This window comes from Enterovibrio norvegicus (assembly GCF_002876705.1).
GTDB lineage: Bacteria > Pseudomonadota > Gammaproteobacteria > Enterobacterales > Vibrionaceae > Enterovibrio > Enterovibrio norvegicus_B.
Genome location: NZ_MDAG01000017.1, coordinates 22831 through 36413 on the forward strand (window position 1 = coordinate 22831; position 13583 = coordinate 36413).

Annotated in this window: 8 protein-coding genes and 1 tRNA gene; 3 read left to right on the top strand and 6 right to left on the bottom strand. The window is 46.6% G+C overall.

Features of this window, described 5'->3' with window-relative positions; genetic code table 11:
* Positions 1 to 36: 36 nt before the first annotated feature.
* The 5 genes from BCT27_RS11425 to pepA form a co-directional block, all read right to left on the bottom strand.
* Positions 37 to 2343, bottom strand: a complete 2307-nt coding sequence (locus tag BCT27_RS11425) for a GGDEF/EAL domain-containing response regulator (protein ID WP_102395862.1) — start codon at positions 2341 to 2343, stop codon at positions 37 to 39.
* Entirely contained in the window at positions 2330 to 4342 is a 2013-nt protein-coding gene (locus tag BCT27_RS11430; protein WP_102395863.1) for a sensor histidine kinase, read from the bottom strand. Before BCT27_RS11430 ends, BCT27_RS11425 begins: the two co-directional genes overlap by 14 nt.
* Before the next feature lie 260 nt (positions 4343 to 4602).
* Positions 4603 to 7488 carry a valine--tRNA ligase gene (locus BCT27_RS11435; protein ID WP_102316209.1) on the bottom strand — a complete coding sequence of 962 codons (2886 nt, stop codon included), beginning with the start codon at positions 7486 to 7488 and terminating at the stop codon, positions 4603 to 4605.
* Positions 7489 to 7574: 86 nt separating this feature from the next.
* Positions 7575 to 8039 (bottom strand): DNA polymerase III subunit chi, encoded by a 465-nt coding sequence (locus BCT27_RS11440; RefSeq protein ID WP_017016345.1) that lies wholly within the window; start codon positions 8037 to 8039, stop codon positions 7575 to 7577.
* Between the two features lie 158 nt (positions 8040 to 8197).
* Positions 8198 to 9706 (bottom strand): leucyl aminopeptidase, encoded by a 1509-nt coding sequence (gene pepA / locus BCT27_RS11445; RefSeq protein ID WP_102316208.1) that lies wholly within the window; start codon positions 9704 to 9706, stop codon positions 8198 to 8200.
* Between the two features lie 193 nt (positions 9707 to 9899).
* Here pepA and lptF point away from each other — a divergent pair, with 193 nt between their 5' ends.
* Together lptF and lptG are read left to right on the top strand one after the other, a co-directional pair.
* Positions 9900 to 11000 carry an LPS export ABC transporter permease LptF gene (lptF, locus tag BCT27_RS11450; protein ID WP_102316207.1) on the top strand — a complete coding sequence of 367 codons (1101 nt, stop codon included), beginning with the start codon at positions 9900 to 9902 and terminating at the stop codon, positions 10998 to 11000.
* Entirely contained in the window at positions 11000 to 12073 is a 1074-nt protein-coding gene (gene lptG, locus BCT27_RS11455; RefSeq protein ID WP_102395864.1) for an LPS export ABC transporter permease LptG, read from the top strand. The genes lptF and lptG overlap by 1 nt, the downstream gene beginning before the upstream one ends.
* Before the next feature lie 127 nt (positions 12074 to 12200).
* Here the strand turns inward: lptG and BCT27_RS11460 are convergent, their stop codons facing one another.
* Complete coding sequence (locus tag BCT27_RS11460; RefSeq protein WP_017008641.1) at positions 12201 to 12680, bottom strand: RDD family protein; 480 nt, start codon at positions 12678 to 12680, stop codon at positions 12201 to 12203.
* A gap of 181 nt (positions 12681 to 12861) precedes the next feature.
* Here BCT27_RS11460 and BCT27_RS11465 point away from each other — a divergent pair.
* Positions 12862 to 12946: transfer RNA gene (locus BCT27_RS11465), tRNA-Leu, on the top strand.
* Positions 12947 to 13583: the final 637 nt, after the last annotated feature.

Genomic DNA, 13583 nt, shown 5'->3' on the forward strand with positions numbered 1-13583 from the left:
GTTGGTATGCTTTATCTATTCGATAGACCATAACTATCAATCACTCTGAGATACGGATGCATGATTAATTACTGGTTGGGTATGGTGGTACTTTTTCTCATTGAAAGCTGACATGAGTTCCTCGATAAGCAAGGGTTTATAGAAGTAATACCCTTGCGCCATATCTAAGCCTGCTTCTCGTGCCGCATTCACTTGTTCTTCTGTCTCAAGCCCTTCAATAAGCACTTTTTTCCCCATCCCGCTGAGCATATTAACCATGCCCCCGAGTAACCGATCGGCCCGTTCGCATTTGCTGAGCTCCCACGTAAAGATACGATCAATTTTTATTACCGACACAGGGAGTTCGAGCAGGTAGCCAAAGGAGGAGTATCCACTGCCAAAGTCATCCAAATGCAAACACCATTGCTGCGCATGGAGTTCAGCCATTTTCTTTCTAGAGCCCTCTCCTTGCACCATGCAACCCTCTGTGATTTCGAGAGATAGTCGCTTTTTGTCAATTTGATAGGTTGCCAGCATCTGATTTAAGGACGGAATAAGTTCTCTTCGATTAAATGAAAGTGGGGAGATGTTGACGGCAATCTCGGGAAATTCAGGGTTTTCGGCCATGATCTGACACACGGAGCGAAAAACAAACATGTCCAGCTCAAAACTCAGTCCTGCAGCTTCTGCAATGGGAACAAACACGGCGGGAGAAACATGCCCCAGTTCTTGGTGATGCCAACGCACTAAGGCCTCTGCGCCTATGATGGAGCCATCATGTATACAGACTTTAGGCTGAAACATCATATAGAGCTTTTCGTCAGTCAGATCTTGGCGAAGCTTATTGATGATAAGCAGTCTTTCATTGCAGTTTTTTTCCATGAGGCTATCAAAGGTTAGCGTTTCTCCTCTTCGCTGGATTTTGGCTTGCTTTAAGGCCATTTCGGCACGACATAGCGCTTTTTCAATACAGTTATCCTCTTCATTCAATACGATTTTATGCAAGCCTGCACTGACACCGAGGCGAATGGAGCCTACTTCCTGCAGAGACAACGTTGTCTCTTGGATTGATTGAAGTGTTTCTAAGAGTGCGGGCTCATCAATAGGGGTAGCAATTGCAAATGAGTCACTATGAAGGCGAGCAATAACGGTATTACTAGGAAGGCTTTGTTTTAAAACGTCGGCGAAAACACGTAAAACTTTGCTGCCAAAATCAAAGCCGAGAGACTCGGTAATTTGATGGAAATCATCAATATCGACCACTGAAAGTGTGAGTGCGCCTTCTTTTTCCAGCAGTGATGGCGCATAGTTATCGACAAACCCCAAGCGACTCGCGAGGCCTGTGACTTCATCGACGAATGCCGCATCCAATAATTGGCCGATGTACTTGGTGTTCTCAAGCCCTAATGATGCGTTTTGAATAAACACAGAGAGCAACTCTGGGTCGATATTGTTGATCACGTTTTCTTTGTCACTATGGATATAAATCACGGCTTTCCACTGACTCGGCGTATTGAGGTATAACGCGACGTTATTGCCTCTAACTATGTTACGTTTCGCCTTTAGTGATTCATGAATGACGTTGAGCGAGGCGTTATCGAGTGGAAGCTGTTCTAATTTTTTCCCAAACGAATTCAGGTATTTCTTGCTCGCAGCGACAACGATGCTCTCATTTTCTTCTGATTTGGATTGGTAGTAGATTTTAGCCAACTCTTTGGGTGGGTTCATTGGACGGGTAGAAACACAGAATATCCCTTCAGAGTGAATATCAAAGAGAACATTGATTTGCTCAAGAACACCTTCAGAAAAACGGGCAAGTGAGCGTTCTTGAAATTGGTCCGCAGCAGACTCAATGATTTTCTTTAAGCCATCGCGACTTTTTTCAATCGATTTTAGATTCTTGTAGGATCGGACTGCCGAGCAGATGGTGCTGAAAAGTTTATTGCGCGTCAGTTCATTTTTGGTCTTATAGTCATTGATCTCAAAGCGCTCAATGATCGCTTCTTCTGGGGCGTACCCCGGCTGTCCTGTGCGTAATACGATTTGTGTGGTTTTGTTATTGAGCTCGTTTCGAATGGCATTCGCAAGAACAAGCCCTGCATCTTCTTTTTCCATCACCACATCAAGCAGTACAACCGCGGTATCAGGGTGTTCTTGGAGGAGTGCTTTACCCTCCTCGCCAGAATAAGCATGTAAGAAGCTTAATGGATAACCCATGATCGTAATATTGCGTAGTGCGAGTGTTGTCGCCTGATGCATGGATTCTTCATCATCGATTACCGCGATTTTCCAGGCTTTGTCCGTTTCTGGATGGCAAGGAGGCGTTGAGGGGCTATCGACGATATTGATTTTAAATGCACTCATACATCACCTCATTTTGTTTGATCACTATCGGCAGCTTTATCTCAAAGACAGCACCATTATCACTACGGACCGATATTTCTCCTTGAAGCGTATTCACGATCAAGTTGTAGACAATGTGCATGCCCATCCCAGAGCCTCCTTTACCCAATCGTGTCGTATAAAAAGGTTCGAATATGCGCTTTTGAGCGTTTTCATCTAACCCTTTTCCTGTGTCGTGATACACGATGCTTACATGATCATTCTCACGTCTAACGGTAAGCGTAATTTCTCCCGCTCCCCCGTCTTCAAATCCATGAATGATGGAGTTATTAAAGAGGTTGGTGAACACTTGGCCGATTGGGCCGGGATAACTCAGCATAGGGATATTTTCATCAATATCAGCAATGTATGTAATAGGACGGCTTTTGATCAAATGATGGAGCGTGCTGTAGACCTCACGCATCAGTGCACCGAGCTCAAAATCCCGCAATTGCTCGCTGGTCTGATCGTTCGCAACTTGCTTGAAGCTAGTAATGAGATCGGAGGCTTGCCTGAGAGAACGGTTGAGTATGTGAAAAGACTCGTTACTGACATCGCCAAAATCATCCAGGTGTTTGCGTTCTATCTCTCCGGTGTGAAGTTTGAGCATAAATTTACGGTGCTCGTCTTCGAGTGAACTTGCCATGGTGACTGAGATACCGAGAGGGGTATTAATTTCGTGTGAAACACCCGCCACCAAGCTCCCTAGAGACGACATTTTTTCTGTTTCGATGAGCTTTGATTGTGCTGATTTGAGGTTTTCTAGCGCGTTGGTGAGGTCGACTTTGTCTTGTTTTAGGACATCTTTCTGGCGAGCATTTTCCTTTCTCAGAATATCTAGCTCAGACAATTCATGTTGAAAGGTTTTTAGGCTCTTCATGATGCGGCCAAGTTCATTGTCCTCGATATCATCAAATTGAATGTTTCTTTGTCCCATTCTTAGGGAGTTGATGGCTTTGTCTACTTTCCTCAACGGAGTGAACAATAAGCGCCGGAACAAAACGATGACGGTAGTAAGTACCGCGGCTGAAATGAGAACAACAATTGAGAGCACATACACTGCAATTTTTGCTGCGTGATTTAGGTGCTCTGACTCTTTGAGCAACAAGTTATCTGAATGATCAGCCATCTTGTTGAGAATAGCCTTCATGCGTGGATATTCAGAGTGGCTATAGTAATCAACGGCTTTAAACGCTCTTGGCTGGGCATCGCTATCAAATGTTTGAAATAGCTCAGTTGCAGCTGAAAAAAAATGGTCAAATTGACGTTTAGCGGAATCTAATTGCGTTAAACGCACTGCGCTTTTTTCCAAAGGGATGAGTTTTTTTATGTAAATATCAAATTCATTTGCATCGGTTAAGAAATGTTTTTTTGCACTGGCATCGCCCGAGAGAAAGCGAGTGAAGTCAGACTGCATGTCTGTGACTTCATCCACAAGTTCCATGTAGTACTCAATCGTTACGTGGTAGGTATCTCCCCGAGGCGCATCATGGGCTTTAGCTTCTTTGAGCACAGCCTCAAGCAATGTCACGAGTAACTCTTCTAGTGGTTTACTGATTGATTGGATATGTATATTGGCTTGTCGCTCAGCCAGAGGGTCAAACGTATCAAAAATACGAGAGTTGGCGAAGATGATGAGGTTTTGTTGAAGCACTTCAACTTTTGCTAGGTCCTCGATAATTGCGGCGTCGTTTGCTGCGACCAACTGGCTTTTGTATTCAGAAAAAGCCTGATAATTTTGCTTGAAGGCTGTGCGCTCTTCTACTTCACCATTTGCGTATTCCACTAGGTTGATCATCATTTCTCCCAATTCATCAACCATATGAATGGTGCTAATGGCATTGGGAAGCGCTTTGTTCAATAAGTCATCTGTGCTGGTTCGTGTTTGTACAGCAACCCAGATAGTGACGGAAGAAATAGTGAACAGCAGCACGGTCAAACAGATCAGTGCAACATTCATCTTTTGTGCAATTGAGTTCATATTTTTAGCGCACTTTTTGCAGGATTTTGTACGATAAAATGTAGCAACTGATAGAGCTCTCAATATGAGAGTGCTTTGGTATTGCGGCTAATATCACGTAAATGAGAACGTGGATATAGGAGAGAACTTGCTTGTGCTTTTAGATGATGATGGGTAGGTGGCTGATTTTGTGAATCATTAAGCGTAATTAGGGGTAAAAAATGGCCTCAACGAGTGAGGCCACTATGTTTGTTGCTTTGATAGTGAAAGGTATGAAAGTTTTACAGTGCAGCGATTGTCGCTTTCTGCTCTTCCAATTTCACTAGTGTTTCGTTGTAACCGTCTAGCTTCGCGCGCTCAGCCTCAACAACCGCTTCTGGTGCTTTCGCAACAAAACCTTGGTTGCCTAGCTTGCCAGCGATACGCTTGATCTCGCCTTCGGTTTTCGCGATTTCTTTGTCTAAACGAGCAAGCTCAGCATCTTTGTCGATAAGACCCGCCATTGGGATCATCAACGTTGATTTGCCAACCTGCGCCGTAGCACATGCTGGCGTCTCTTCGCCAGCGGCCAGTACGCGAACGCTTTCAAGTTTAGCCAGTGATGCCAATACTTGGGTGTTCGCTTCAAGGCGCGCTACATCTTTCTCGTCTGCGGCTTTTAGCATGACATCAAGCGCTTTGCTTGGTGCGATGTCGTATTCTGCACGCAGGTTACGGATAGACGTGATGAACGCTTTCACCCACTCGATGTCAGCCAGTGCATTGGCATCGAACTGTGCTTCATCGTATTGAGGCAATGCTTGCAGCATGATGGTTTCATCAAAGTCAGCCGCATCAATACCTTCAACCAATGGCTTAACGCTCTGCCAGATAGATTCGGTGATGTATGGCAACACTGGGTGAGCGAGACGCAGTGTCTTCTCAAGCACAGTGATCAGCGTGTAGCGGGTTGCTTGCTGTTGCGCTTCAGTGCCTTTCCAAAGAACAGGTTTGGTCAGTTCTAAGTACCAGTCACAGAATTGGTTCCAGATGAATTCGTACAGCGTGTTTGCTGCCATATCCAAACGGAAGTTCTCGATGTGTGCGTTGAAGTCTTTTGCTGCCAGTTGGAACTGAGATTCAATCCACTTGTCTGCCAGTGAGAACTCCATTGCGGCGCGCTGCTCTTGAGACAAAGAGGTGCCACAATCTTGGTCTTCTGCGTTCATCAGTACGTAACGGCTTGCGTTCCATAGCTTGTTACAGAAGTTGCGGTAACCTTCAAGGCGTTTCATGTCCCAGTTGATGTCACGGCCGGTTGATGCCATGGCTGCTAGGGTGAAACGCAGTGCGTCTGTACCGTAAGGTTCGATACCGCCTTCAAAGGCTTTACGGGTGTTCTTTTCAATCTTGGCTGCAAGCTGAGGCTGCATCATGTTGCCACAACGCTTCTCAACCAGAGATTCCAGATCAATACCGTCAATCATGTCGATTGGGTCAAGCACGTTGCCCTTTGATTTCGACATCTTGTCGCCGTTCTCATCACGGATAAGACCGGTAACGTAAACGGTTTTGAATGGCACTTGTGGCTTGCCGTCTTCGTCTTTACAGAAGTGCATGGTCATCATGATCATGCGCGCAACCCAGAAGAAGATGATGTCAAAACCGGTAACCAACACGTCAGACGGGTGGAAGGTTTTCAGATCAGGGGTTTGCTCAGGCCAGCCTTGTGTACCGAAAGTCCAAAGCGCTGATGAGAACCAGGTATCCAGTACATCGTCGTCTTGGCGAAGTACAACAACAGGGGCAAGGTTGTTTTGCTCGCGCACTTCTTCTTCGCTGCGGCCAACATAGACGTTACCGTCGTTGTCGTACCATGCAGGAATGCGGTGACCCCACCAAAGCTGGCGAGAGATACACCAATCTTGAATGTCACGCATCCAAGAGAAGTACATGTTTTCGTATTGCTTAGGCACGAATTGAATGTCGCCATTCTCAACAGCTTCAACGGCAGGTTTCGCCAGCGTTGCAGCACGCACGTACCATTGGTCAGTCAGCATTGGCTCAATGACCACACCACCACGGTCGCCGTAAGGCACGGTGAGATCGTGATCTTTGATTTCTTCAAGCAAACCGAGTGTGTCGAATTCAGCAACGATTGCTTTACGTGCAGCGAAACGTTCCATGCCACGGTAAGCTTCTGGAAGCTCCGAGTTATATGCCTCGCTTGCTTCGCCGTTGGTGTTGAACACTTCAGCGCTGTCACGGATGTCAGCATTGAAGGTCAGGATGTTGATCATTGGCAACTGGTGGCGTTTGCCGACTTCGTAGTCATTGAAGTCGTGCGCAGGGGTGATCTTCACACAACCTGTGCCTTTTTCCATGTCTGCGTGCTCATCGCCCACGATAGGGATGCGACGATTCACGATTGGCAGCATGATTTCTTTGCCGATCAGCGCTTTGTAGCGCGGATCTTCAGGGTTTACAGCAACACCTGTATCGCCCAGCATGGTTTCTGGACGTGTGGTTGCAACAACAATGTAGTCTTTGCCGTCTGCTGTTTTTACGCCGTCAGCCAGTGGGTAGCGGAAATGCCACATGTGGCCTTTCACGTCTTTGTTTTCGACTTCTAGGTCAGAAATTGCAGTGTGTAGTTTCGGGTCCCAGTTAACCAGACGCTTACCACGGTAGATAAGATCTTCTTGGAAAAGACGAACAAACACTTCTTGAACGGCGTTAGACAGGCCGTCATCCATGGTGAATCGTTCACGATCCCAGTCGACAGATGCGCCAAGACGACGAAGCTGCTTGGTGATGGTGCCACCGGATTCGCCTTTCCATTCCCAAATCTTATCGATGAACGCCTCACGACCGTAATCGTGTTTTGTTTTGCCTTCTTCTGCGGCAATTTTGCGTTCAACAACCATTTGTGTCGCGATACCAGCGTGGTCAGTACCCACTTGCCACAAGGTGTTTTTACCTTTCATGCGCTCACAGCGGATCAAGGTATCCATAATGGTATCTTGGAACGCGTGGCCCATGTGAAGGCTACCAGTGACATTTGGTGGTGGGATCATGATGCTGTATGCATCTTTTGATGTGTCACCGTGAGGCTTAAAGTAACCAGCCTCTTCCCAGCGCTGGTACAGCGCCGTTTCAATTGATGTTGGGTTGTATGTCTTTTCCATAGCGCTCTTGATGGCTCAGTGTGATGTAACCTTTTTTCGTCGATTTCCTTCGTTGCCAATCAGTCAGTGTTTGGCAAAAAAGTGCGTCAATTACTTGAGGTATCGGACATTTCGTTCATGGCGAGGGTTCGCATTTGTCGCCCCGCCATTCGATAAATTTTGTAGCGCTCTCTTGCTTGTTGCTTGAGAGCTTCTTCGCAAGGCACGAAGTCTACCACTTGTGCAAAGGAAGGCGCAAAAGTTGCTGCTTCTTCGGCCAAGTTTATCAGGACATTTCTGTGTCCTGAAGGCCTAACACCCGCCCAACCAATTTCGACTTGCGCACCACCTCGTGGCCCTTCGCCCACTAAGTTATGGGGAACGAATTGATCTGGAGAAAGTTGCCAAAGCTGCTCATCGACCTTTTCGGCTTGAGGCTTGTCATTGGCCGAAATGTAAACCTTCATACCTTGCTGGCTATAAAGGGCGGAAAGCTGGCAGATTTTATCCAACATACTCTGCTGAGGCTGAGTGTCGGATTCATCTAAAAGATAAAAGGTTGCCAGTGCCATTTAATTGTCCTTTATAGCGCGTGTTTTCCTGGCTCAGTGTGCGGTGAGATTGCTTTAAAAGCCATCGCTTTGTGCAATCCTTTCGACCAAACCAGATCCTAAAAACCGAGACATGAAAAAAGGAGGCCTTGGCCTCCTTTTCTGTTCAGCGGTATTTGTTATTCCACTGTCTCTAGGCCTGAACGGTTCAGAAGGAACTGGACAAGCAATGGGACAGGGCGACCGGTTGCACCTTTGTTTGCGCCACCACGGAAGGAGGTGCCAGCAACATCAAGGTGTGCCCAGTTGTATTTCTTCGCAAAGCGAGAAAGGAAACAACCTGCAGTGATAGTACCGCCGCCAGGACCACCGATGTTTGCCATATCAGCAAACGGGCTCTTCAGCTGCTCTTGGTACTCTTCTGTCATCGGCAGACGCCATGCGCGGTCACCGGCTTGCTCAGACGCATTCACGATTTCGTGTGCCAGTGGGTTGTGGTTAGAGATCAAACCACTGATGTGGTGACTCAGAGCCACGATACACGCGCCGGTAAGGGTTGCTACGTCAACCACACACTCTGGTTCGTAACGCTCGACATATGTCAGTGCATCACACAATACCAAACGGCCTTCTGCATCGGTATTCAGTACTTCAACTGTTTGGCCCGACATGGTGGTGACGATGTCGCCTGGGCGGTATGCATTGCCATCTGGCATGTTTTCACAGCCTGCAAGCACGCCAACAACATTGATAGGTAAATCAAGTTTCGCGAGCGACTTCATGGTGCCAAAGACTGATGCTGCACCACACATGTCGTACTTCATTTCGTCCATGTTTGCTGGTGGCTTCAGTGAAATACCGCCGGCATCAAAGGTCAAACCTTTACCGACCAGTACGATAGGTTTCGCATCTGGGTCTGGGTGGCCTTTGTATTCCATGATCGACATGAATGATTCGTTCTTTGAGCCTTGGCCTACAGCCAGGTAAGACGTCATGCCAAGCTCTTTCATCTCTTGCTCACCAATGATTTTGGTGGTCACTTTTTCGAAGTCATCCGCAAGGCGACGAGCTTGAGAAGCAAGGTATGCTGGGTTGGCGACGTTTGGCGGCATGTTGCCAAGGTCTTTACACGCGTTCACACCAGAAGCAACAGCAAGGCCGTGTGAGATGGCGCGCTCGCCAAGGTTCAATTCGCGACGTGTTGGTACGTTGAAGACCAATTTGCGAAGTGGACGACGTGTTTCTGGTTTAACACTTTTGAATTGATTAAAGGTGTAGAGGCTGTCCTTGGTGCTTTCAACGGCCTGACGGACTTTCCAGTATGTGTCACGACCTTTAACGTGCAGTTCAGTCAGGAAGCAAACGGCTTCCATTGAGCCTGTTTCGTTAAGGGTGTTGATGGTGTTTTTGATGATTTCTTTATATTGACGTTCACCAAGCTCACGCTCTTTACCACAACCTACCAACAGTACGCGTTCAGACAGCACATTAGGCACATGATGCAAGAGCAGCATTTGGCCTGGCTTGCCTTCAAGATCGCCACGACGCAGCAGGCTGCTAATGTATCCATCGCTGATCTTGTCGAGTTGTTCCGCAACCGGAGACAGACGGCGTGGTTCAAATACACCGACTACGATACAAGCACTGCGCTGCTTTTCGGGACTCCCGCTTTTTACACTGAACTCCATGCGTACTCCTACATCCTAAAGACAAGTGGGGCTAAATGTTGGATAATGCCCGCTTTATCGGAACTCGAATCCATGTTCGAGGTAAATTGAAACAAGCAGGTCAACACTTGGCCGAAAGATTAAAAAACAACTGATTTACCGAAAAACTATAGCGATTCGAGTAAAAAAACAAGTTTTCTAAAGGTAAAACGCCGTGATTATTGTTCGGTATTTGATCCGAGAGACAGTGAAAACGCAACTTGCGGTGCTGTTTGTACTATTTCTGGTCTTTTTTAGTCAGAAATTTATCCGAGTGCTAGCAAATGCAACAGATGGTTCAATTCCGGGTAATGAAGTCCTGACATTAGTAGGACTTTATATGCCCTCGATGGCCATGTTAATGCTGCCCTTGAGTCTATATATAGGTATTTTGATTACTTTTGGCCGTCTATACGCTGAAAGTGAAATCACTGTCATGAATGCGACCGGGATCGGAAATAAGTTTTTGATCCGTGCTGCGTTATACCTCGCCCTGATTACGGGGGCTGTGGCTGCATTCAATGCACTTTGGTTGACACCATGGGCAAATGACAAAGAAATCAAAGTCATGGAAAGTCTCGAGGCAGAAAGTGGCCTTGAGTTGCTGGTGAAAGGTCAAATACAACCGTCACCTGATGGTGAAGCGGTCGTGTATGTGGGTGACATCACTGGCAGTGGTAAAGATTTACATAAAGTGTTTATCGCACAACCTGTGCCTCGCGGAACCATGCGACCAAATGTGGTGGTGGCAGAAAAAGGTTTTGTGACGGAGTTGCCTGATGGCCGTCAGGTGCTAGATCTCAACACCGGGACACGATATGAAGGTGTGCCGACACGTTTGGACTACACCGTCACCGAATATGAAAACTATCAGGTGTTGATTGGTCAACGTGAGGTCAGGCAAAAACACCGAGACTGGGATGCCGTGCCGACACAGCAATTATTAAATGAACCGTCAGAGCGTGCGCAAGCTGAACTGCAATGGCGTATTTCACTGGTACTGTGTATTCCATTAATGACCATGATTGTGGTGCCGTTGTCATCGGTGAACCCGCGTCAGGGGCGGTTTGCAAAACTGTTTCCTGCCGTGTTGCTCTATCTCGCTTACTTCTTAGCGATCAGTGCTGCGAAATCGGCGATAGAGGAGGGGAACCTTGCACCTGAAATCGGGCTTTGGAGCGTCAATATCATTGCCTTGCTCGTGGCATTTATTCTCATAAGCTGGGATAGCTTACCGATGCGCAAGCTGAAATATCGACTGCGGAGAGCAGCCTAATGTTTAAAATTCTCGATCTCTACATCGGGCGAACCATTATCGCGACGACCTCTTTGTGTCTCGCGACTTTGGTGGGGCTTTCAGCCATTATCAAATTCGTAGAGCAGTTGCGTTCTGTGGGTGATGGCATCTTTACCATGATGACCGCGGTGCAATATGTCTTGTTGAGTATGCCGCGTGATATCGAGATGTTTTTCCCTATGGCGGTGTTACTGGGTGCGCTGATTGGCCTAGGGACATTGGCATCCAGCTCTGAACTTGTTGTTATGCAAGCTTCAGGGTTTTCAAAGCTAGATATTGGCCTTTCCGTTTTGAAGACGGCAATGCCACTTATGCTGATCGTATTGGCGCTTGGTCAATGGGGTGCACCTGATGCGCAAAAAGCAGCTCGTGAGCTAAGAGCTTTTGCTAAGTCGGGCGGTAACGTCATGTCGGTGCGAAGTGGTGTGTGGGCGAAAGATGGCGGTGACTTTATCTACATCGCACGTACTGATCAGAAAGAATCGTTAACGGGCGTTAATATCTGGAAGTTTGATGACGAACAGAACCTAAAAGAAATGGTGTTCGCGCAAAGCGGCGATTTTCTGGATAAAGATAGTTGGCTGTTGAACAACGTGACGATCACGCATTTTAGCGGTACCGTTAAAATCGATGAGACGAAACAAGATGAGTTAGCTTGGCGTACCACACTGACGCCAGAGAAGCTTTCTATTGTAACGGTGAAGCCTGAAGAGTTATCACTATCAGGTGTCTATAGCTATGTAGATTATTTGAAAGCGTCTGAACAAGATGCTTCCCGTTATGAACTCGCCTTATGGCGTAAAGTGCTCCAACCGCTTTCTATCGGTGTAATGATGCTGCTGGCCTTGAGTTTTGTCTTTGGTCCACTTCGTTCTGTGACCATGGGTGCAAGGGTGTTGTCTGGCGTGATCTTTGGTTTCGGTTTCTATATCTCGAATGAGGTGTTTGGACCGCTGACCTTGGTTTACCAGTTACCTCCGTTTTTTGGCGCGGTTGCGCCTAGTTTGGCATTCATCGGTGTGACCTTGTATCTGTTGAATAGAAAGCTATAAGCTAGCGACGTCTCGTATCAGCGAGTTCGACAGACATCGAATATACAAAGAGGGAGCACATGTGCTCCCTCTTTTACGTTTGTATGATGTGGGTCTTTTGATGGAATGCTACATCATACCTGAGGCTCTATTTTTCAATTTTAATCACTTGGCTGTGAGAGAAGTGATCTTGGAACGCTCGGTTGTTTCGATCAAATAGCGTAAGAAGGTTGCCAATCCCCAAGCAAGACGTAGCCATTCGAATGAGAGACTGCGTAAAAGTGATGTTTCCGCCAAATTCGCTCACGACTCTTAGTTTCCATGCTTTCATGCCAACTGTCTGTCCGGCGCGCGTCCAGAAGAAGGCATAGAAAAGAGCGGCAACAGCAAACACATAAACGGTAAAGAGTGGACTAACGAAAGGATCCCTGGCGAGGTAATCACTGACATCGACATAGCCTTCAATAGAAAACCCAAACTGTACAGCAAGAGCAATGCCGCCCACGACAATACCGATAGCCAGCATCTCAACAGCCGCAAGCACTAACAAGTCATATAACCACGCGCCCATGCGCCTAAAAAAGCCCGCACCTTTCGGTACGCTAAAAGAAACAGAAGATTGAGACATGCCTTTGTCCAAAAAGTGAGTATGGGTAGAGTTTACCAGCGTTAGCCATGTTGTTGAATGTGTAAAAATGCCTCTAATTGAATGCATTTATAGCAAGGTGGTGAAAAAAGAAACGGTTGAACGAAAATAATGAATTAGGGGCTTGCGTCGTTGTTCGGCTTGCGTATAATTGGCCGCACTTGCCCGAGTGGTGAAATTGGTATACACGACGGATTCAAAATCCGTTTCCGAAAGGAGTGTCGGTTCAAGTCCGACCTCGGGCACCAAATTCCGAGAAAGCCCTAGTCGAAAGACTGGGGCTTTTTTCGTTCTACGCTTTCAGAAAAACAAATCTCCCTTCTATATACCTAAGCTTTGATATTCATAGCTATATATCTACTTTGAACTCGTATGTATGTCGGTTTTCATAAACCTGCTCGATGACACGTCAAAAACTTCTGCACATGTCTCTATGTTTACAAAGTGTATCTTTTCACGCTGTTCATCTTTCTTTATATGGAAAGGGTGGATACAGACACTTTTTCTTCTCTATATAGAATGATGTACCACAGGGTGACGTTTAAGGTGCAATCTGTCATTACTGTAGGGGTGCACTCATGCCTTGTTCTGTCAGGGGTTAGCGATCTATATATATAGAAAAGAAACACCGTTGGTTTGTGCCTTTATTCCATGCTTGATAGTGACCAAGGGTGTTTATGGTGTGCCACATGCAGTAAATGCGGTGAGAAAAGACGTTTTTCCGCTTAATAAGTATGCTAAAAAGTGGTTTTTGTGCAAATATCGAACGCTTGACCCTATTTTATTAAGTTTTTTGAAATTAGCTATTGCCAAGTGGTTCGAAGTCTCTATAATGCGGCCCATCGACACGGAACACGGCGAGTTGAGCCGGTGACCAAGTCAACG

Bases quoted from the DNA above. Each gene is read 5' to 3' on its own strand.
- BCT27_RS11425 (WP_102395862.1), bottom strand. From the start codon at position 2,343: ATGAGTGCATTTAAAATCAATATCGTCGATAGCCCCTCAACGCCTCCT.
- BCT27_RS11430 (WP_102395863.1), bottom strand. From the start codon at position 4,342: ATGAACTCAATTGCACAAAAGATGAATGTTGCACTGATCTGTTTGACC.
- BCT27_RS11435 (WP_102316209.1), bottom strand. From the start codon at position 7,488: ATGGAAAAGACATACAACCCAACATCAATTGAAACGGCGCTGTACCAG.
- BCT27_RS11440 (WP_017016345.1), bottom strand. From the start codon at position 8,039: ATGGCACTGGCAACCTTTTATCTTTTAGATGAATCCGACACTCAGCCT.
- pepA (WP_102316208.1), bottom strand. From the start codon at position 9,706: ATGGAGTTCAGTGTAAAAAGCGGGAGTCCCGAAAAGCAGCGCAGTGCT.
- lptG (WP_102395864.1), top strand. From the start codon at position 11,000: ATGTTTAAAATTCTCGATCTCTACATCGGGCGAACCATTATCGCGACG.
- BCT27_RS11460 (WP_017008641.1), bottom strand. From the start codon at position 12,680: ATGTCTCAATCTTCTGTTTCTTTTAGCGTACCGAAAGGTGCGGGCTTT.